25 protein-coding genes are annotated in these 20,664 nt (G+C 40.5%); 12 read left to right on the top strand and 13 right to left on the bottom strand.

The annotated features are described in order from the left end of the window. Positions 1-57: 57 nt before the first annotated feature. The 7 genes from GSQ74_RS05430 (at position 58) to GSQ74_RS05400 (ending at position 6,241) form a co-directional block, all read left to right on the top strand. Positions 58-1,344 (top strand): 3-deoxy-D-manno-octulosonic acid transferase, encoded by a 1,287-nt coding sequence (locus GSQ74_RS05430; RefSeq protein WP_174236913.1) that lies wholly within the window; start codon positions 58-60, stop codon positions 1,342-1,344. A gap of 6 nt (positions 1,345-1,350) precedes the next feature. Next, a complete protein-coding gene (locus GSQ74_RS05425) occupies positions 1,351-1,983 on the top strand; it encodes a lysophospholipid acyltransferase family protein (RefSeq protein ID WP_158990855.1) in 633 nt (210 codons plus the stop codon). 65 nt (positions 1,984-2,048) lie between these two features. Further along, a complete protein-coding gene (locus GSQ74_RS05420; protein WP_254060813.1) occupies positions 2,049-3,068 on the top strand; it encodes a glycosyltransferase family 2 protein in 1,020 nt (339 codons plus the stop codon). Continuing rightward, positions 3,047-3,718 (top strand): carotenoid biosynthesis protein, encoded by a 672-nt coding sequence (locus GSQ74_RS05415; protein WP_158990851.1) that lies wholly within the window; start codon positions 3,047-3,049, stop codon positions 3,716-3,718. Before GSQ74_RS05420 ends, GSQ74_RS05415 begins: the two co-directional genes overlap by 22 nt. Before the next feature lie 264 nt (positions 3,719-3,982). Next, positions 3,983-4,510, top strand: a complete 528-nt coding sequence (locus GSQ74_RS05410) for an SHOCT domain-containing protein (protein ID WP_158990849.1) — start codon at positions 3,983-3,985, stop codon at positions 4,508-4,510. Positions 4,511-4,581: 71 nt separating this feature from the next. Then, entirely contained in the window at positions 4,582-5,433 is an 852-nt protein-coding gene (locus tag GSQ74_RS05405; RefSeq protein ID WP_158990847.1) for a 4-hydroxy-3-methylbut-2-enyl diphosphate reductase, read from the top strand. A 121-nt stretch (positions 5,434-5,554) separates the two neighbouring features. After that, the gene (locus GSQ74_RS05400; protein ID WP_158990845.1) at positions 5,555-6,241 is read left to right on the top strand and encodes a fatty acid desaturase; all 687 of its coding nucleotides are present in this window, start codon (positions 5,555-5,557) and stop codon (positions 6,239-6,241) included. Between the two features lie 10 nt (positions 6,242-6,251). Here GSQ74_RS05400 and GSQ74_RS05395 read toward each other — a convergent pair whose 3' ends face one another. The 4 genes from GSQ74_RS05395 to GSQ74_RS05385 form a co-directional block, all read right to left on the bottom strand. Next, positions 6,252-6,572 carry a hypothetical protein gene (locus GSQ74_RS05395; RefSeq protein ID WP_158990843.1) on the bottom strand — a complete coding sequence of 107 codons (321 nt, stop codon included), beginning with the start codon at positions 6,570-6,572 and terminating at the stop codon, positions 6,252-6,254. After that, on the bottom strand, positions 6,572-6,694 hold the full coding sequence (locus GSQ74_RS22860) for a hypothetical protein (RefSeq protein WP_256366261.1): 123 nt from the start codon (positions 6,692-6,694) through the stop codon (positions 6,572-6,574). Before GSQ74_RS22860 ends, GSQ74_RS05395 begins: the two co-directional genes overlap by 1 nt. A gap of 565 nt (positions 6,695-7,259) precedes the next feature. After that, a complete protein-coding gene (recO, locus tag GSQ74_RS05390) occupies positions 7,260-7,985 on the bottom strand; it encodes a DNA repair protein RecO (RefSeq protein WP_158990841.1) in 726 nt (241 codons plus the stop codon). Continuing rightward, positions 7,975-8,346 carry a diacylglycerol kinase family protein gene (locus tag GSQ74_RS05385; protein ID WP_254060812.1) on the bottom strand — a complete coding sequence of 124 codons (372 nt, stop codon included), beginning with the start codon at positions 8,344-8,346 and terminating at the stop codon, positions 7,975-7,977. Before GSQ74_RS05385 ends, recO begins: the two co-directional genes overlap by 11 nt. Before the next feature lie 578 nt (positions 8,347-8,924). Between GSQ74_RS05385 and GSQ74_RS05380 the strand changes: the two genes are divergently transcribed. After that, a complete protein-coding gene (locus GSQ74_RS05380) occupies positions 8,925-9,701 on the top strand; it encodes an SDR family oxidoreductase (protein WP_158990839.1) in 777 nt (258 codons plus the stop codon). 114 nt (positions 9,702-9,815) lie between these two features. Then, a complete protein-coding gene (locus GSQ74_RS05375) occupies positions 9,816-10,226 on the top strand; it encodes an SPW repeat protein (protein ID WP_158990837.1) in 411 nt (136 codons plus the stop codon). A gap of 523 nt (positions 10,227-10,749) precedes the next feature. On the opposite strand, the gene rpiB is transcribed toward GSQ74_RS05375, so the two are convergent. The 9 genes from rpiB to GSQ74_RS05330 form a co-directional block, all read right to left on the bottom strand. Then, positions 10,750-11,187: a ribose 5-phosphate isomerase B gene (gene rpiB / locus GSQ74_RS05370; protein ID WP_158990834.1), complete on the bottom strand. Its 438-nt coding sequence runs from the start codon at positions 11,185-11,187 to the stop codon at positions 10,750-10,752. Positions 11,188-11,241: 54 nt separating this feature from the next. After that, on the bottom strand, positions 11,242-12,093 hold the full coding sequence (gene tatC, locus GSQ74_RS05365; protein ID WP_158990832.1) for a twin-arginine translocase subunit TatC: 852 nt from the start codon (positions 12,091-12,093) through the stop codon (positions 11,242-11,244). 63 nt (positions 12,094-12,156) lie between these two features. Then, entirely contained in the window at positions 12,157-13,497 is a 1,341-nt protein-coding gene (accC, locus tag GSQ74_RS05360) for an acetyl-CoA carboxylase biotin carboxylase subunit (protein ID WP_158991753.1), read from the bottom strand. Between the two features lie 109 nt (positions 13,498-13,606). Further along, the gene (gene accB, locus GSQ74_RS05355; protein ID WP_158990830.1) at positions 13,607-14,083 is read right to left on the bottom strand and encodes an acetyl-CoA carboxylase biotin carboxyl carrier protein; all 477 of its coding nucleotides are present in this window, start codon (positions 14,081-14,083) and stop codon (positions 13,607-13,609) included. A 184-nt stretch (positions 14,084-14,267) separates the two neighbouring features. Further along, entirely contained in the window at positions 14,268-15,263 is a 996-nt protein-coding gene (locus GSQ74_RS05350) for a beta-ketoacyl-ACP synthase III (RefSeq protein ID WP_158990828.1), read from the bottom strand. A gap of 11 nt (positions 15,264-15,274) precedes the next feature. Further along, positions 15,275-16,210 (bottom strand): phosphate acyltransferase PlsX, encoded by a 936-nt coding sequence (gene plsX / locus GSQ74_RS05345; protein WP_158990826.1) that lies wholly within the window; start codon positions 16,208-16,210, stop codon positions 15,275-15,277. A gap of 14 nt (positions 16,211-16,224) precedes the next feature. Further along, a complete protein-coding gene (rpmF, locus tag GSQ74_RS05340) occupies positions 16,225-16,416 on the bottom strand; it encodes a 50S ribosomal protein L32 (RefSeq protein ID WP_158990824.1) in 192 nt (63 codons plus the stop codon). Positions 16,417-16,431: 15 nt separating this feature from the next. Then, positions 16,432-16,956: a DUF177 domain-containing protein gene (locus GSQ74_RS05335; RefSeq protein ID WP_158990822.1), complete on the bottom strand. Its 525-nt coding sequence runs from the start codon at positions 16,954-16,956 to the stop codon at positions 16,432-16,434. A 464-nt stretch (positions 16,957-17,420) separates the two neighbouring features. Continuing rightward, a complete protein-coding gene (locus GSQ74_RS05330) occupies positions 17,421-17,909 on the bottom strand; it encodes a DUF1003 domain-containing protein (protein WP_158990820.1) in 489 nt (162 codons plus the stop codon). Between the two features lie 153 nt (positions 17,910-18,062). On the opposite strand from GSQ74_RS05330, the gene GSQ74_RS05325 reads away from it, so the two are divergent. The 3 genes from GSQ74_RS05325 to GSQ74_RS05315 all read left to right on the top strand — a co-directional run bounded on the left by GSQ74_RS05325 (position 18,063) and on the right by GSQ74_RS05315 (position 20,551). Next, entirely contained in the window at positions 18,063-18,485 is a 423-nt protein-coding gene (locus GSQ74_RS05325; protein ID WP_158990818.1) for a DUF2147 domain-containing protein, read from the top strand. A 304-nt stretch (positions 18,486-18,789) separates the two neighbouring features. Beyond that, positions 18,790-19,647: an RNA polymerase sigma factor RpoD/SigA gene (locus GSQ74_RS05320; RefSeq protein WP_158990816.1), complete on the top strand. Its 858-nt coding sequence runs from the start codon at positions 18,790-18,792 to the stop codon at positions 19,645-19,647. A 160-nt stretch (positions 19,648-19,807) separates the two neighbouring features. After that, positions 19,808-20,551, top strand: a complete 744-nt coding sequence (locus GSQ74_RS05315; RefSeq protein ID WP_158990814.1) for a DUF3800 domain-containing protein — start codon at positions 19,808-19,810, stop codon at positions 20,549-20,551. Positions 20,552-20,664 lie beyond the last annotated feature (113 nt).

Below are 20,664 nucleotides of genomic sequence, written 5' to 3'. Positions count from 1 at the left end.
GATGTATTGTAATTATTGTTATACTTTTATACCGACGAAGATAATCAAATCAAAATAATGCTGCTAATATATAATATAGGTATCAGTTTATACTTCTGCGCTATATACGTTGCCTCATTTTTCAATAAGAAAGCCAAACTCTGGCTCACAGGTCGGAACAACGTTGTTTACAAAAAGTTTGAAAAAAGTTTATGGTTTCACTTCGCCTCGCTGGGCGAGTTTGAGCAGGGGCGGCCTTTGCTGGAGCATGCAAGAAAGAATCAACCTGAAACAAAAATCGTGGTAACGTTCTTTTCGCCATCGGGTTACGAGATCAGGAAGAATACGCCCCTTGCCGATACCGTTTACTATTTACCGCTTGACACCGCGAGCAATGCCCGTGAATTTATTGAAGCTATAAATCCCGAAGCAGCAATATTTACTAAGTATGAGTACTGGTATCATTATTTTAACGAACTGCATAAAAGAGAGATCCCGCTGTATGTTATTTCAGGGATATTCAGGCCGGAGCAGGTATTTTTTAAGTGGTACGGGGGCTTGCACCGCAAGATGCTGGGCTTTGTAACGTACTTTTTTGTGCAGGATACCACATCAAAAGAATTACTGCAAACCCTTGGCGTAAGCAATGTGGAAGTTAGCGGCGATACCCGTTTCGATAGGGTTTGGGCGAATGCGCAGCATCCTACTGAGTTACCCGTAATCAATCAATTTAAAAACGATCATAAATTATTTATAGCAGGCAGTACCTGGCCCGATGATGAAGCCTTGGTAGCTACGCTGGTGAAAGATTACGCGGATTGGAAATTCATTTTCGCGCCGCATGAAATTGGAGAGGATAAAATTGAAAAGCTGATTAGTTTATTGCCATTAAATTCGGTAATTCGGCATTCGCAGATTGCGGTGAAAGCCCCACCCAACCCTCCCCAGAAGGGAGGGCTTTTAATAACTACTGATACAAAAGTCTCCCCAACCGGGGGAGCTTTAGAGAGGGCTTATCAAACATTGATTATTGATAATATTGGGATGCTGTCATCGCTTTATCAATATGCTGATGTGGCTTTTATAGGTGGTGGTTTTGGTGTGGGGATACATAATACTTTAGAGGCTGCGGCTTTTGGTTTGCCGGTGATATTCGGGCCAAATTATGATAAGTTTAAGGAAGCTAAGGATTTGATCAGCATTAAAGGTGGTTACAGCATTAATGATGAACCCGAGTTAAAAGCTACCGTAGCTTATATTACGGAAGATATACAGCGCTATAATGAAACCTGCCGGGAGGTGAAGGATTATGTAATGCAAAATACCGGGGCTACGAAAACAATAGCGGATCATATACATTTATAATCGGTTATGATCTACCCAAAACAAAGCAGCATCCTATTTTGGTTTTTTAAATGGTATGTAAAACGGATAGTTAGCAGGAGTTTTGATGAAGTAGTTTTTGACGAAATTAGTCTTGATCCTTCAAAATCCATCCTTTTAATAGCCAACCACTTTAGTTTTTGGGATTCGCTGATCTTATTTTGTGTGAATGAACGCCTGTTTAAGAAGAAAGCATATGTAATGGTTTTGGAAGAGACCATGCGCAAGGATCGTTTTTTAAAATACGGCAGGGCGTTTTCGGTAGGGAAAAAGCCAAGGGAAATAATTGAATCATTAAACTATGCCGCTGGGCTATTAAATGAGCCGGGGAATGTGGTGCTGATGTTTCCGCAGGGTAAATTATACTCCAATTTTGTGGAGCAGGTACATTTTGAAAAAGGGGTGTTAAATATCATCCAAAAAACAAATCCGGATGTGCAATTGGTGTTCGCCGCTACATTTGTGCAGTACTTTAAACACAAAAAACCCACCGCAACCGTTTATTTAAAACAAGAAACGGTAAATTATGCCGATAAAACCATTAATGATTTACAACAGGCCTACCAGCAGCATTACACGGCATCAAAGCTGCTGCAAACCGAAATAGATATTGAACAGTGATAGTAGCCATTTTTATAACTTTTATTTTTATTGTATTACGGTTCACGGTTACGTTGTTCAACTTCATGTCGAACCCCAAATTGCCGCATGTAAAAAGGCCTTATACGCAACTTGTATCTGTTTTAATACCGGTACGTAATGAGCAGGATAATATTTTAACGCTATTGCAATCAATTTATGATCAGGATTATATTGATTATGAAGTGATCATTTTGGATGATGGATCTGATGATAATACTTATAGTATCTGCGAAGAATTCGCGGCAAGGCACCATCAATTCCGCGTTATTAAAGGTAAAAAGTTACCCCATACCTGGCTGGGTAAAAACTATGCCTGCCACCAATTGGCCGAGGAGGCCAAAGGCGATTACTTTTTGTTTTTAGATGCTGATGAAAAGGTTAATAACAGTTTATTGAATAGTGCTATTCATCGTATGCGCCTATATAATCTGGGCTTGCTGAGCCTGTTTACCAACCAGCAGATGGATACTTTTGGTGAAAAATCGGTTGTGCCGTTAATGCATTATATTTTATTGAACCTGTTACCGCTTCGGCTGGTTTATTTGGTTAAAAACAGCACGGTAGCGGCAGCAAGCGGGCAATTTATGCTATTTGATGCTGAAATCTACCGAAAAAACGAGTGGCACAAACAAGTTAAGGATCGGGTGGTTGAGGATGTAGAAATTATGCGGATTGTAAAAGCGTCGGGCTATAACGGTGAGGCTTTGCTGGCTAACGGCATGATCAGCTGCCGCATGTATAAAAGTTATACTGAAGCGGTGAATGGCTTCAGCAAGAATTTTTTGGCGGGTTTTAATTATAGCATTATTACGCTGCTTATCTACTTGGTTATTATTATTGGCGGACCGATGATTGTTATGATGACCCTGAATTTGCAGCTGATCGTATTTATGATCGGCTTAATTATATTAACCCGTATTATGATCTCATTATCTGCAAGCCAGAATGCCTGGTTAAATGTATTGCTCCATCCGCTGCAAATGATCAATTTAACTATTATTGCATTTATGGCGATACAAAAACATTTAACCAGAACAACGGTATGGAAGGGGCGCCAGGTTTGAAACTAAACCCGCACGAATCGACCCGAAGAGAGCAAGGCCTACTTATATTGGTTATTATAATATTTCATGTTGTTGGTTTAATTGGCTTTGCGTTTCCAACTATGCGCCCACTTTTTTTACAGATAGTACCCTGGCACATATTATTAATGCTGGTGGTGATTATTTGCAGTCACCGCCCAATGGAGGGTAAGTTTATATTATTTGCCCTGCTGATATTTATAAGCAGCATAATTGTGGAGTGGTTGGGCGTGCACATGCACTGGATCTTTGGCGATTATAGCTACGGGCAAACATTAGGACTAAAAGCAGATGAAATACCTTTAATAATTGGTGTGAATTGGTTTTTGCTGATCTACTCGGCAGGGGTATTGATGCAACGCACAAGGATCAGAAGTATATTAATAAGAGTAATTTTTGGCGCCATTATTTTGGTGCTGCTGGATTTGATTATTGAGCCCGTGGCACAACACTTTGATTACTGGCACTGGACGAATAACACTGTTCCGCTTAAAAATTATCTCAGCTGGTTTTTGGCTAGCGCAGCAATGCTTTTTGTTTTTGAAAAGTTTGGTTTCAGAAAGCAGGGTGTGGTTGCACCGGTATTTTTATTGGTGCAGTTTGTGTTTTTTATGGCGTTGTTGGCTATTTAACTCACCCCGACTTCGCTGCGCTGGTCAACTCTCTTCTCCTTCGGCGGAAAGAGGGGAAAAAAAAGTTTTCACTCCCTCTTTGTCGCGCAGCGAAAGAGAGGGAAAGGTTGAGCGAAAACCGGGTGAGTCAAAGCGCTAATGGATTATTGCTTAGGGGCGATAACTCTACCTTGAAAAAGATTTAAAAACCAGGAGGAGAAATCAACATCCCGTTTAAAGATCATTTGCATTTTTACTATTTTAGTGCCCTAAACCAATCACAACATGAAAATAACAGTTACTTTATTATTGCTAATTTGTTTCTCTTTTGTTTGTAATGCGCAAAAATTAACAGAATACAAGGCCGTTAATGGCATTACCTACAAGCTGGGCGATACGGTAAGATTGGGAAGAGGATCGTCGCCAAGTGGTACCTTTCTTTATCTACAAATGGGAGGCTGGGGAGCTGTTTTAAATTATGATGCAAATGCAGGCCCGAACCAATTAAATATAGGGCGTGGCTATGCTAATACCGCTGTTATAATTAAGAAAATAAAAACAGGTAAAATACAAGGCATTGTAAAATATTACTTTACAGTTGGCGGTGGCAACATAACCAATTATGTTTTAACCATTGATGATGCTATACAAGCTTGCGAGGTAGTTCCGTGTTCTTCAACCGATAACATGGCAGTTGTTCAACAATCAGACGATCAGTTTGATAAATTAAAAAAGCTGAAAGGCCTTTTAGATAGCGGCGCCATAACGCAATCTGAATATGACACTCAGAAAGCTAAGCTACTAAATGAGTAAAATCCGAACTGAGACTAGAGTCAAAATACGTAATTTATCATATAAATATTTTAACGTAATTTTGTAATACTATGGGTGCACATAATTTACAGGTAACTATCGACCAGGATTCGGGCTTTTGCTTTGGGGTGGTTTATGCCATTGATATGGCGGAAGAAATACTGGAAGAAGAGGGCTACCTGTATTGCCTTGGTGATATTGTACATAATGACGAAGAGGTTGAACGCCTGAAGGCAAAAGGCCTGCGTATTATTGAGCATGACGCGCTGAAGGATTTGCGTAACGAAAAAGTACTCATCCGCGCGCATGGCGAAGCTCCTGATACTTACCGTACTGCTTTAGAGAATAACATTACACTGATTGATGCATCCTGCCCAGTGGTATTGAAGCTGCAAAATCGCATCAAATCATCATTCGACCAAAACGAAAAAATATTAATATTTGGCAAGCATGGCCATGCCGAGGTTATAGGTTTACAGGGCCAAACTAATAATGAAGCTCTGGTTTTTCAGGATATTGCTGAGCTGGATAATGTGGAACTTCCGCAGAACATTACGCTTTACAGCCAGACCACCAAAAGCATGGATAAGTTTTATGGCGTAAAGGATGAATTGATTGCCCGTGGCTATAACCTGAAAGCGAACGATACCATTTGTCGCCAGGTGAGTAACCGCGATAAGGACCTGCCTAAATTTGCCCAAAAGTTTGATAAGGTTGTATTTGTATCGGGTCGTAAATCATCAAATGGTAAGGTGCTTTATGAAGTATGCCTGAAGAACAACCCTAATACATACTTCATCTCATCATCCGGCGAATTGGATGTTAATCTGTTTACACCGGGTGATAGTGTAGGTATAGCCGGCGCTACATCAACCCCAATGTGGTTGATGCAGGAAGTTAAGGCAGCGCTGGAAGCGTTTTAGGTCTACCCTTTCCCCTTTTATTTAAGCTTGTCATTGCGAGGAACGAAGCAATCTCACGTAGAAAAGGGCTCTGCATAGTTCGCGATTGCTTCGTTCCTCGCAATGACATATTATATAGATCATGCAAAAATCACTCTCCAATATTGGTTTATTAGTTGCCTTAATGGTACTGGGGTGTTGGGCTGTATCTATTATTTTGTTGATGCAGTGGCGGGTCAATTTTGCTAATCCTTTACTTTACATGTTTATTTTGGTGCAGATGCATTTGTATACCGGTTTATTCATCACCGCGCATGATGCCATGCATGGCTCGGTATCACCCAACAAAACTTTGAATAATTTAGTGGGTTATGCTTGTACTTTGCTTTATGCATCATTTTGGTACCCTAAATTATATACCAAGCACCATCAACACCATGAGCATGTACATACTGCCGAAGATCCGGATTATCACGGAGGCAACTTTGTGCAGTGGTATGTACGGTTTATCCGCAATTATTTATCGGTTTGGCAAATAGTGGTGATGGCGGTGCTGTTTAATGTTTTGAAGCTGTGGATTCCGCAGGCTAATTTGCTGCTGTTTTGGGTGATGCCATCATTACTAAGCACCTTGCAGCTGTTTTATTTTGGCACATACCTGCCCCATAAGGGCGAACATAATAATAAGCACCAATCGCGCAGCCAGGCTAAGAACCATGTGCTGGCATTTTTTTCCTGTTATTTTTTTGGCTACCACTATGAGCATCATGATGCGCCGTGGCTGCCGTGGTGGAAATTGTGGCGAGCTACCTCATCCACAACCACCTAACAGTATTTATTTAGTGCCTTAACCTGTTTGGGTTGTAAGCAATTAAATATTGCAAACCGCTTTCGGTTACGTTGTGGGTACCCGCTTTTTCGGCATTGTATTTTACGTGTACCAACTGCGATTTAACCTGGTGAAATAACTCAGATAAAAACTCAGGCAATACTTTAGCAGATATAGTTGGGAAGTATTTCTTTTCGAGAGCTACCTTTTCCAGATCAGTTGCCAGGCTAAATTCCCATGTTTCATCGGGTTTAAAACCATTTTCAGTAGCGCAGTTGTTCAAATCGTATACATACATTTTCGCTTTGCGTTCAATCGTTTCGTTTATCATTATTTTTTCTTTTTTGTCGGGGGTGCAATTTCAGTTTTAGCCGTCGAGGTTTTACCAGACTGATAGTCGGATGGCCCCTTTTTCCCTACCGGGTTGGGCATATTTTTTTTGTCTTTACTCATGATTTTTCAATTAGCATAAAGCTTAAATATTACCGTAGCAGATTAATGGCAATGCCTAAGTGGAGAGGGTTTTAAACCACAATTATGGGTTTTTTCTAAGTTAGTTAATATAAATGGCTTAACAGCAGGTATTGGATATTATGACAGTTGCTGGTTTTAATGAAACCGGAAGTAAATATTAACCCAGGTGACAAAAATTTTATTTTGAAGGCTTTCCCCTCTGAAACAATCAAAAAATATGCATTTTTTCAATTTTTACAATGATAAAGGTCGTTTTAAGTCATTTTTCATAAAAAAGGTCTTTTATTGGGGTAATTAACAATGAATATTATATTTTTTTGAGTGATTTATGCTTTAAACCGGGTTGATTTTGTTGTTTTTCAGCAACTTTTTTGTTAAAAAATGTAAAAAAATTATACAAGTATTGTTTCAAATTATATATTTGTGCTATTGTTATTATCGGTCTAACAAGCTTGTTCTTTATGATATAATAATGAGGTCAGTTAAAATGAAAAAAAGAGACAGTCTGAAAGCTATCTCTTTTTTTTTGCCCAAAATTTCGGGATCAGCTCAAAACCTCTTCGAGCACGGCCTGGGAGCGGATATTCCCGAAGCTTTCAATATGCAAAGCATAATACTCTAACAACTTATTCAGCAGGTAGCGGCGGTCGTCGTTAGTTAACTTTAATTGGGGGCTATTCTCAAAACTACATTCCAGCAGATTATAAAAATTGCGTGTATGCGGTGGCGACAGATACGAAAAGCTATCCGGTTTGTAACGGGTAAAAACGCCGTTCTTCATATCAAAATATTCGGCATTGGCGGCAAATGTGGTATCGGGGTAAAAGCCCAGGTATCGCGTAAGCTGAATTAAAAACAGTAAGTGCAAATTCGCCAAACCTTCCGCCTGGTGATCCAGCCACTCTATCGAGCTAAAAACAAAACCAAATAAACTTTCATCTGTGCCTTGCTGCTTAACAGCTTTGTACAGCACTTCGTTCAAAAAAATAGCTATACAGCTTTTTATTACATCATAAGGCAGCGATAATAATACCGGCGAATTCTTTAACTCGGAGATCCGTTGTATGCTGTTGTTATTTTTATGATAAACCACTACATCCAGCAAATGCAGGGGCTGCAGCATATTGCCGGTTATTTTGGCGCGCGGCTTTTTTACACCATTGATGATGTAGGACTGTATTCCAAATTTTTCGGTAAAAAGCTGAACGATGACACTGCTTTCGCCGTAATCGGTTGTTTTAAATACAATAGCCCGCGTTTTATGCAGCATGATGAAAAACAAGGATGAGTTTAGGCAGAAAGATTACGATACCGGCAATCAGCGCGAAACAGGCCGCCACAACTACCGCCCCGGCACATATATCTTTCACATGGCCTGCTTTCTCGTTATAACCTGGGGATACCAGGTCGGTTAGTGTTTCGATGCCGGTATTGGTGAGCTCGGTTAGTAAAACTATAGCAATGCTCAGCGCAATCCATAGCCATTCGGTTGTTGCTATATTTAGAGCGAACCCTAAGGCAATTGCTATAACTGATGCAAATAAATGTATCCTGAAGTTGAGTTGACTTCTGGTTGCATAAGCCAAACCTTTAAATGCATAGCCAAAGCTGCGGATCAGTTTTTTAATCATTGCATCAAATTTAGTTAAAAAAGAATCAAGAGGAAAGCATGGTGACGATTGACTAACCTGGCTACGCTGCGCTAGCCGACCTCTCTTCGCCTGCGGCGTAAAGAGGTGAGGGAAGTGTCTATAATTATTGTTTGGGAAATGTATCTTCGCTTATGGCCTTTGATATTCACAATCCCGGTAAAGTCCTACTAACAAACTTAATTCACTTATTGGGCTTTTATATATGCTTGGAAATATCAGCAATTATAAATATTATTTGTTACCATGGATTTGATAGCTGGCTCGGGACAATTGGGGGATTATTATTGGGTATACCTTTTTTCCTGCTTAGCTATGGTTTGATATTTATAGCTGCATTTATGTTAGCCATAGTTCTGTTAGATTTAATCCTTTTTTCATTTATAAAAAACAACATCTTACTTGTAATGGTAATTGAATGGTTGGTAATAGTTCCGATATTTATTTATTGGGCCTTTATTTATGAGTATTGGACATGGATATGGCTATCGGGGGCGTTTTTAATTACTCAATATATCAGAACCAAGAAAATTGAAAAACTACTAAACAAGGCTTAGGTAATGGATTTAAAACTCACCAACAAAGTAGCTATCGTATTAGCTGCCAGTAAAGGATTAGGCAGGGCAATTGCCACCATGCTATCCGCCGAAGGCGCAAAGGTTATTATTGGCTCGCGCGACGTGGATGAGTTAAATAAAACTGCCGCCGAAATCAAAAAGCAAACCGGTAACGAGGTAGTGGCTATCCCGATTGATGTGAGCAAGAGTGAGGATATTGAGGCCTTTGTTAAAAAAGCCGCTGCTGCTTTTGGGCGGATAGATATTTTACTAAATAACGCCGGCGGGCCACCATTTGATAAGTTTGAAAACTTTGATGAAAGCGCCTGGCAAAAGGCTTTTGAGCTGAATTTACTGAGCGTAGCGCATATGAGCAGATTGGTTTTGCCTTATTTAAAAGAATCGGGTAATGGGCGTATTATTAATATTGTGAGTGGGTCGGTGAAGTCGGTATTAGCAAATTCGGTGCTATCAACCAGTATGCGAATGGGTATTGTTGGGATGGCTAAGTTAATGGCTGATGAATTCGGGCCATATAATATTACCGTAAACAATGTAGCGCCGGGCTTGATACTAACTGACAGGATAAAGCATACCGTTCCTAAAGGCGTTGACCCCGATGCGGCCTTAAAAGAAAAGGCCAAAGCTATTCCATTGGGAAGAATTGGTAAGCCTGAAGAACTTGCTGCAATGGTGGTATTTTTAGCTTCGGAACAGGCTGCCTATGTTTCGGGGACTACTATACAGGTTGATGGCGGGGCGAATAGGAGTATATTTTAGGGTAAAGAATTATTATTGAACATGCTTTCAAATAAAATTTCAACTTTCAAAACAAACTCACGCTATAAATTATTAATTTAGCAGCGTTATTAGTAAATAAAAATAAAAAGCAGAATGAAACCATTCATTTCACTATCAACTTACGGAGTTATCAACTGGTTAGCAGTTGTTTTGTTATTAGGCAGCCCATGGGCTTTAGGTTTTTATAAATTAGGCGGCGCGGCTTTATTTTTGCCTTTGTTGTTTGGATGGATAGAATTTATTATGGCTGTTTTCAGCAATAATAAGCATGGGTTTATTAAACAAATGCCAATGGAAATGCATTTATTTTTAGATGTGATTATGGGTTCGTTCTTGTTGATGTCACCATTTATTTTCCATTTTTCTGATAAAGTGGTTTGGCCACAAGTTTTAATAGGCGGATTGGTATTTATTGCCGGTGCATTCACTCACAAATCTCCTTTTACTGATAGGTTCCGTCATCATTTACCTGAAGGACAATTACAGTCGATAGATTCAGAATAATATTTCTTCTGAATTTCACCGATTTTTGAGGTGATTTCATAGATATAGAAAAAGGCAATTGGAGATGATCCGGTTGCCTTTTTTTGTTTGTTGCTTCTTACCCTCTTTGTCGCGAAGCGATAGAGAGGGTGGTCGAGCGGAGCTAAGACCGGGTGAGTAAAGCATACAAGCGACATTGACGCAAACCGCCAGGCCCACAGTTGACTCACCCCGAATGCGCTGCGCTGTTCGACCTTCTCTCCGGCAAGCCGGAAAGAGGGTGAAAAAATATTTTTCTTAACTTAATGATATTGGCCGTAGGTGCGCAACCTATTAATTTTAAACATTGGAAAGTGTCTAAAAACAATAAAACTATCGTCATTGCTGTAAGGTACGAAGCAATCTCTATACTTTACAGAGTTGCTCCGCAGATTCAATACCTTTCCAAACGCCCTGCCTATGTAGAGATTGCTTCGTTCCTCGCAATGACGTTTGGTTTTTGTGTTTATATAAAATGATATTCAATAGTTTTTTAAACCGCTTCTTAGCAGCTCATTTTGTTTACACGGTTGGCGTGGCGACCACCTTCAAAATCGGTGCACAGGAACATGTTTATGATTGCTTTTGCTTCGTCGATAGAAATAAACCGGGCCGGGATACAAACAACATTGGCGTTATTATGCTGGCGTGCAAGGCAAGCTAATTCGGTATTCCAGCAAATGGCTGCACGGATGCCCTGATGCTTATTGGCGGTCATGGCTACACCATTAGCGCTGCCACAAATCAGTATACCTAAGTCGTAGTCGCCGCTTTCTACAGCGAGGGCTACAGGGTGGGCAAAGTCGGGATAGTCAACAGAATCGACGGAATAAGTGCCAAAATCCCTTATTTCGATGGCGGTAGTTAATGCCGCTGCTAAAGGTTGTTTATAGTCGAATCCTGCGTGATCTGCACCAATGGCAATTCTTAGTCCCTCTTTCATTTTAGTTTGTAATGATTAAGGGGCTAAGATAAATATTTTGCGAAAATTAGTGGCTTATGATTCCATTATCTCTTCGTGCTTTTTAAGGCGACGTTTTTCGACAATAGAGGCTACTACTATACCTACCTCGTACAATGCAAACAACGGTACTGTTGCTATCATGGTAGTCAGAAAATCTGGCGATGGCGATATAATAGCGCCGACAATCAGCAGAATAACTATCGAATACCTGCGGGTTTTACGCATGAATGTACCTGATAATATACCTATTGAGGCAAGAATATAGATTAAGATAGGAAGCTCGAACACGATACCAATTATCAGGGTAATTGTGGCTACCATAGAAAGGTAGGAGCTGATGGTAAACGTGTTATGAATGGTAGGGCTAACAGTGTACGCGGCCAAAAAAGAAATAGATTCAGGGGCTATAACATAGTAGCCGAACAATATGCCTATAATAAAAAGGATAGAGGCATAAAAAACAAAGCCGCTTGCAGCTTTGCGTTCCTTATCCAGTAAAGCGGGTTTTATAAAACGCCATATCTCCCATAAAATGTATGGAACAGCCAATATGATGCCTATTAATATGGAGGAGTTTATTTTAAGCATAAACTGCCCGGCCATTTCGGTGTTTATGATAGTACCGTTAATATGGGTGATGCAAAATCCGTTGCCGAACTTACACATCATACGATACGTCCAGAAATCGGGATGCATTGGGCCCATGATGATGGTCCCGAAGATAAAATCATAAAAATACCAAGCGACACCAGTAAAAACAACTACACCAATAGCTGAGCGCATCAAGTGCCACCTTAGTGCTTCCAGATGGTCGAAGAAAGACATTTCAGATTCCATTGTCTTTCCTTTGTCCTTTATTGCCTGCACTATGTTTTTCTCGCTCATCTGATTTTTTGAATACCGTGTAGTAAACGTTATCTACGTTTTAACTTATTGCTTCAGTTTTAATTATTCTGAATATTCAAAAGTTTCCATGAATTTGGTGGTGAAGTTACCAGCACGGAAATTAGGGTCCTGCAGTAATTTCAGGTGGAAAGGAATGGTTGTTTTTACTCCTTCTATCACAAATTCGCTTAAGGCGCGTTCCATAGTGCTCAGGGCTTCTTCGCGTGTTTGCGCAACGCAGATCACCTTGGCTATCATCGAGTCGTAGTTAGGCGGGATAACGTAACCGCTGTACACATGGGTATCAATACGCACACCGTGACCACCCGGAGAGTGGAAGTTGGTTATTTTACCCGGTGACGGGCGGAAGTTGTTAGCAGGATCTTCGGCGTTGATGCGACACTCGATGGCGTGCATGGTTGGCTCGTAGTTTTTGCCTGATATCGGGATGCCTGCTGCAACCTTTATTTGTTCTTTTATTAAATCGAAGTTGATTACTTCCTCAGTTACGGGATGCTCCACCTGTATACGGGTGTTCATCTCCATAAAATAGAAGTTGCGGTCCTTGTCAACCAAAAACTCAACCGTACCTGCCCCTTCATATTTAACAGCTTTAGCGCCTTTGATGGCAGCCTCACCCATTTTTTTACGGAGTTTTTCGGTCATGAATGGTGAAGGAGATTCCTCAACCAATTTTTGGTGACGGCGCTGGATAGAGCAATCGCGTTCAGATAAATGGCAAACTTTACCATACTGATCGCCAACTACCTGGATCTCGATGTGGCGAGGGTCCTGAACATATTTCTCCAGGTACATGCCATCGTTACCGAAAGCGGCACCTGATTCTGCTCTAGCTGAATCCCAGGCTGCTTCAAATTCTTCATCTTTCCAAACAATACGCATACCGCGGCCACCACCACCGGCAGTTGCTTTAAGTATTACGGGATAGCCTATTTTTTTAGCGATGGAGATACCTTCTTTTACGCTTTGCAACAAACCTTTGGAACCCGGTACGATAGGTACACCAGCTTTTTCCATGGTTTCTTTAGCCGAAGCTTTATCGCCCATGGAATTGATCTGCGCAGCAGTAGCGCCTATAAATTTGATGCCGTACTCGGCACAAATAGCGGAAAATTTAGCATTTTCAGATAAGAAACCGTAGCCAGGATGGATTGCATCGGCATTGGTTAACTCAGCGGCTGAAATGATATTCGGGATATTTAAGTAAGAATCGCGGCTTGGCGGCGGGCCAATACATACGGCCTCATCGGCAAAACGTACGTGCAGGCTATCGCGGTCGGCAGTAGAATAAACAGCTACGGTTTTAATACCCATTTCTTTGCAGGTACGAATGATTCGCAGGGCAATTTCACCACGGTTAGCTATTAATATTTTTTTAAACATAGTATGATCTTTATTGCCTTCACCGATTGTAATTGACGTCACAGTTTTTGTGTTTAAGAACTAATGAAATTAATTGTCAACAATAGGTGTTGTGCACCTATTATTAATATTATTTAGGCTCAACCAAAAATAATGGCTGGTCGTACTCAACAGGCGATGCGTTATCAACCAATATTTTAACAACACGGCCTGATATTTCAGATTCGATCTCGTTAAACAGTTTCATCGCTTCAATAATACAAAGTACAGTGCCAGTGTTTATCTCGTCGCCAACATTAACCATCATTGGTTTATCAGGGCTTGCTGAACGATAGAAAGTACCGATCATTGGTGATTTGATAGTTACGTATTTTGAATTGTCATCAACAGCAACAGGCGCAGCAGCATTAGCGATAGGATCTACAGGTGCAGGCGCGGCAGCAGCAGCCAAAGGCTGGTGGGCAACAACAGGTACAGTTGCGTTAACATACGTTGCGGCCTGGTTAGTTTTAATGGTTATTTTAAACTCATTCTGCTCAATAGCAACTTCGTTTACTCCTGATTTGGCAACAAAGCGAATTAGGTCTTGTATTTGTTTAATATCCATGCTGAGGAATTGATTTTAGTTATCTGCAAATGTGCGGATATGCAAATGTGCAGATTTTTAATTAGTTAGATTTAATTAAGTTAGTGAGTTACTACAAACAAATAAACAAAACATTTTTAATAAAGTTTATTTGTTTGTTTTTCTATTTGCACATCTGCATATCAGCACATCTGCACATCAAAAATTATGAATTATAGGCCCATTTTAAATAAAGTGAACCCCATGTAAACCCGCCACCAAAAGCGGCAAATAACAGGTTATCGCCTTTTTTAAATTTATTTTCCCACTCCCATAAGCATAAAGGGATGGTGGCATTGGTGGTATTACCGTATTTTTCAATATTGATGATAACCTTATCGGCACTTACACCGGTACGGTTAGCGGTTGCATCAATAATACGTTTGTTGGCCTGGTGTGGCACTAACCACGCAATATCATCTGCTACAAGGTTATTGCGTTCCATTACTTCGGCAGCAACATCGGCCATATTGGTAACCGCGAATTTGAATACTGCCTGACCTTCCTGGTAAGCATAGTGCTCGCGGGCGTCAACAGTTTCGTGGCTGGCAGGTTTTATTGAACCGCCTGCTTTTTGGTGCAGGTAAGGGATACCCGCGCCATCGCTTTTTAATACAGAATCGATCAAACCGTAACCATCGGTATTCGGCTCAAGCAGGGCACAGCCCGCGCCATCACCAAAAATAATGCAGGTAGCACGATCCTGATAATCTATCATGGCCGACATTTTATCGGCACCCACTACTAATACTTTTTTGTGTTTGCCGTTCTCGATAAACTGGGCACCTGTTGTCAGTCCAAATAAAAAACCTGAACAAGCGGCCTGTAAATCAAACCCCCAAGCGTTTTTAGCGCCAATTTTATGGCCTAAAATGTTCGCGGTAGCAGGGAAAGGTAAATCGGGTGTGGTGGTGCAGAAGATGATCAGGTCGATCTCTTCGGCGCTGATGCCGCGTTTTTTTAGTAAACCTTCAACAGCAGGAACTGCCATATCCGATGTACCCAGGCCTTCGCCTTTTAGTATGCGGCGCTCTTTTATGCCTGTGCGGCTCATGATCCACTCGTCGTTGGTATCCACCATTGTTGCGAGCTCGTCGTTAGTTAGAATATATTCAGGAACGTAACCGTTTACAGCAGTAATAGCCGCATGAATTTTACTCATATATATATTTTTTATTGAAACGCCTGCGTGATCTTATCAACCACACCACTTTCAAATACTGTTTTTGACAAAAGTACCATGTTTTTGATAGCCTCGGGCGGCGAAATTCCGTGGCCTACAACCACCGCGCCGTTCACCCCTAATATTGGGCTACCACCATATTGCTCATAATTAAACATATCGAAAAACACATCATTGATGTTTTTACGACGGGCAATTTCATAGAAAGATTCGGAAAGTTTGATAATGGTATTGCCGGTGAACCCGTCGCAAACCATTACATCGGCCACATCATCAAAAAGATGGCGGCTCTCCACATTACCCACAAAGTTTAAATGGCTCGCGGCCTTTAACAACGGGAATGTAGCTTGTGTGAGGATATTACCTTTTTCTTCTTCCTCGCCAATGTTTACCAAACCAACCCTTGGGTTAGCAATTTTGTAAACATACTCCGCATATAATGCGCCTAATGTGGCAAACTGGACCAGCATATCGGGCTTGCAATCGGCATTGGCGCCAACATCAAGCAGGATACCGAACCCACCTTTAACCTGAGGAACGATAGAAGTAATAGACGGGCGCAACACACCCGGGATAGCTTTTATGCTAAACATGGAACCAACGAGCATAGCACCGGTATTACCAGCAGAAGAAAAGGCCTGTATGGCTCCTTCCTTCAACAGTTTAAACCCGACGCTAATACTAGAGTCGGGTTTTTGAACAATGGCTTTTGTGGGATGCTCGCCCATGCCAATAACTTCGGTTGTGTGTACAAACTCGAAATTATCGGGGTTATAGTTGTTTTCCTGAAGAATTTTTATGGCGCTGTCCTTATCACCTATAAGCACTAGCTTTGGGCCGGATAAGGCTTTATGGGCCAATATCGCGCCTAAAACGGCTGCTTCGGGGGCAAAATCACCCCCCATAATATCTAAGCCGATCTTCATTTGCAGAAAATTACTTAGGCTACAGCTGCTTTCTCAATCAGTAATTTACCGTTGTAGTAAACGTTACCATCAACAGTATATGCTCTGTGTGGCAAGTGTACCGCGCCGGTAGTGCTACAAGTTGTTAAAGTAGGCGCTACAGCTTTGTAATGGGTCCTGCGTTTATCTCTTCTTGATTTGGATATTTTGCGCTTTGGATGTGGCATAACTTAATTTTATTATTATTTAATTTTTTTGAGCGCGTCCCACCGTGGGTCCACTATCTCGTCTTCTGGTTCATTATTTACTGCAAGCTTGTTAAGGCTGTCCAGCATTTCTTTATCACAATACTCGGTGTTACCCTCGTTGCCGCAACTGGCTACAAAAGGCACCGCGACGTTAATATATTCATAAATCAGCGGGGCTATGTTGATCTCGTGATCACTTTTACCCAACGTGATGATCTCATCGTCCTCATCAATCTCCTCTTCACTAAACTTCGCTATCTGCTGCTCGCTTATATCAAGCGGCTGCGGATATGGCGCCAGGCAACGGTCGCAGGCTAAGTCGATGTGGCCGGTGATACGGAAGTCCAGGATAATTAATGTTTCCTGTTTTTCCAGCTCAACAACACATTTCAGGTTTGCTTTTTTTACGAGAGAGTAATCAAACTCATCAAAAAAACTATCTGTAACATCAAACTCAAACTGATGCTTGCCTAACTTTAAACCTGTAAAAGGAATAGCGTATATCCTAAGCGATTTCACTGAGCTACAATTAGCCCGCAAATGTAAGGGAAAAAATGGATATGTGGAAAGGGTTTTTAAAAATAGTGTTGATAAGTGTTAACAATTGTATTTGAACACGAAATTGGCCGGCTTGTTGTCACTCCCGCCTCTGTTGATGTTCGGAAGATTGCATCTTCGTTTTTAATCCCCTCTTTTTTGCTTGCAAAAGAGAGGGTGGTCGAGCGAAGCAAGGACCGGGTGAGTAATTATACGAGCGACATTGCCGCAAATGCATGATGAACAGTCGACTCACCCCGAATGTGCTGCGCTGTTCGACCCTCTCTCCGGCAAGCCGGAAAGAGGGTGAAGAATTATTTCCCCTTAACTTAATTATATAGTCCCCAGCCCAAGGCGGGAATCGCACAAGGCCAACGCTTCCTTTTTTCCATCTTCCGCACACCTATGTGATGGAAACAACAAAGACGAAACATTAATTTGCAGGCTTATTGTTGCCCCCCTGATTGCTCCTCATCAATGGTTTGATGAATTTGCTTTACGTCAGTCATCTCCTTCATTTCTTCCAGCTCTTTATCTTCTTCTGTTTTCAGGCCGAGCTTTTGATGGATCTCGTGCAGCATATTCAGCATCATGGTAATCTCGCTTTCGGCACGAACATTTACTTCAAACTCGACCTGCTGGCGTATTTTATCCATATGCCCCTGCCGGTTTTGGTTAATAAGCACGGTTACCGACAGGATGATGGCGAACAGGGATACCACCATCTCCAGTACCGGGAAAGGAAAACGGTCGAACGAGTTGGGCACGAACAGGTTCCAGATGATCCATGCCGCGAAAAAAGCTAAACTACACAGCAGAAAAGTCATGCTTCCTAACACATTGGTAGTAAAAATGGCAAACTTGTCGGTAGGTGTTTTCGTAAACTCTAACGAGGACTTAAGCTGACTATCAGGTGGTGGGGTTTGCTTTATCATATATCATGAACAAAAATCAGCCTTTAAAGTTGTACCCAATAATGCCGCGTTTACGTATTACCTATAATATTGTGACACAGCAATTAAACTAATTGCTCAAATAATCGTTATATTTATATGTGTGTGCCTGTTAAGTATTGCATTTTACTTTTTATGCTGATAGTTTTTGCCGCAGGTAATACAAAGGCACAAACCTTAAAAGAAGAGGAAAGGATTTGTGGCAAATGGGAGTCGACAGATAAGGAGCTGGATATAAAGGTTTACATGCATGATAATGAGTTTAGGGCAGAAATAATTTGGTTTAGTGATACCGATGGCAAGCCACTGGATTACTGGAAAGATATACACAACCCCGACCCCGCGTTACGCGACCGTAAAATTTTAGGCATGAGTGTTTTAAGCGGCCTTAAATACGATACCGATACCCATACCTGGGAAGATGGTATGGTTTATGATTCGCGGCACGGGAGGGAATGGAACGCGTCGGCTACGATTGATAAAAAGGGCATGTTGCATGTTAGGGGTTACTGGCATTTTAAATTTATTGGCAGAACCATGAATTTTGTAAGAATTTGATTAATAACAAATTGCAACAGCATTGTTTATAACTATTGAAATGTGATAAAAAACCCGCGACTAATTATTAACTATCCGCGCAAAAAATCGTAAAACGCGTATGTTTTATGTAACTTTTAAGCGTTATAACCCTGAACCGCACAATGAAATTTAGATAAAATATATGCAAAGTGAATAGATAGATCCTCAAAAACAAGCAAAAATGCCTTAAAAGCCCGTTTTTTACAAATAATATTCGGATGACACAGGCAGTTATTTAATTACGTTCAATCCACATAACTTTAATTACCTTTGCAGCAATAATATGAGACAACTAAAGATAACCCAATCGATTACCAACCGCGAATCACAATCACTTGATAAATACCTGAGTGAGATTGCAAAGGTAGATTTGATAACTGCGCAGGAAGAAGTGATACTGGCCCAAAAGATACGCGAGGGTGACCAGGCTGCTTTGGAACGCCTTACCAAAACGAATTTGCGTTTTGTGGTGTCGGTAGCCAAACAATATCAGAACCAGGGCTTAACCCTTGGCGACCTTATTAACGAAGGCAACTTAGGATTAATTAAAGCGGCAAGGCGTTTTGATGAAACTAAAGGATTTAAATTTATATCATACGCTGTATGGTGGATTCGCCAATCAATACTTTCTGCTGTTGCAGAGCAATCAAGAATTGTGCGTTTACCATTAAACCAGGTAGGATCATTAAGTAAGATACGTAAATCGCACTCTAAATTAGAGCAGCAATTTGAGCGTGAACCAACGCCTGAAGAAATGGCTGAGGATTTGGAAACTACTGCTGATAAAATTTCGGACGCGTTATCAAACGCTGGTCGTCACGTATCGGTAGATGCTCCTTTTATCACCGGTGAGGAAAACACCTTATTAGATGTTTTACAAAGCGGCGATGCAGGAACAGACAGCGACCTGATCACAGATTCATTATCTCAGGAGATTAAACGCTCATTAGGTATTTTAGCTGAACGCGAAAAACAAGTATTAGTATTGTTCTTCGGTTTAAACAGCACCGCGCCACACTCTCTTGAAGAAATTGGCGAGAAATTTAACTTAACCCGCGAACGTGTTCGCCAGATAAAAGATAAAGCGTTATTACGCTTAAGGCAAAATTCAAAATCAAGGTTATTGCAATCTTATTTGTAATATTTTGATTTGCTGGGTGTAAACTTGATGTAGAACACACCCCCTGCCACTCTCAAGAGGCAGCTAAATAAGCCATCCGTTAGTTAACGGATGGCTTATTTAGTTATAGACGAAGAACGAATGGCAAAATTGATTATATTAGATGCCTTGATAATTCCAAATGGATCAACGAGACCGATACTTTTTATTTTTAGATGAAAGTGGCGATCATGGATTAATAACCGTTGACCCGTCATTTCCTGTCTTTATATTGTGTGGAGTACTAATACATGAAAATGATTATTACAAAATAAGAGACGCTATCAACGAACTAAAAAATAAATTATGGGGCAATAAATTAGTTGTATTTCATTCGAGTGATATACGGAAATGCAATAAAGAATTTCAAATATTATTTGATTTGGAAGTCAAAAAAGAATTTTATGAATCGTTAAATAATATTATAAAACAATCTGATTATACAGTATTTGCATCCGCTATAAATAAAGAGGAATATATTGCAAGATATGGCAAATTGGGAAATAGTGTCTATGAAATATCCTTGTCATTTATAATCGAAAGAACCGTTTTTTATCTTGATGATACACCTACTAATAATAATGTTCAAATCGTTATAGAAAGGCGAGGTAAAAAAGAAGACAAGAAATTAACAGAGCACTGGCAAAAACTAATGGCACGTGGAACTGGATATATCTCGCCTGAAAGATTAAAATACTTGGGGTTGAAATTAAACTTTAGAAGTAAGAGTCAGAATGTAAATGGACTTCAATTAGCTGATTTAATTGCATATCCAATAGCAAGATTTGTAATAGATTCAAAAAGAGCTAACCCTGCTTATGACCTTATAAAAGGCAAAATATACAACAAAGGGGATAAAAACTTTGGTCTTAAGATTTTCCCATAAACAAAAAGCCAATATATATTTCAATATTGGCATTCTTGCCGACCAGGTGACACCCCAATCCAATACAAATGTAATACTTATTTTGATATAAACAAACAATAATTACTAATAAA

It is taken from the genome of Mucilaginibacter sp. L196 (assembly GCF_009765905.1).
Lineage (GTDB): Bacteria > Bacteroidota > Bacteroidia > Sphingobacteriales > Sphingobacteriaceae > Mucilaginibacter.
Note: the sequence above shows the minus strand (reverse complement) of the source record. Positions and strands in the feature narration are given on the sequence as shown.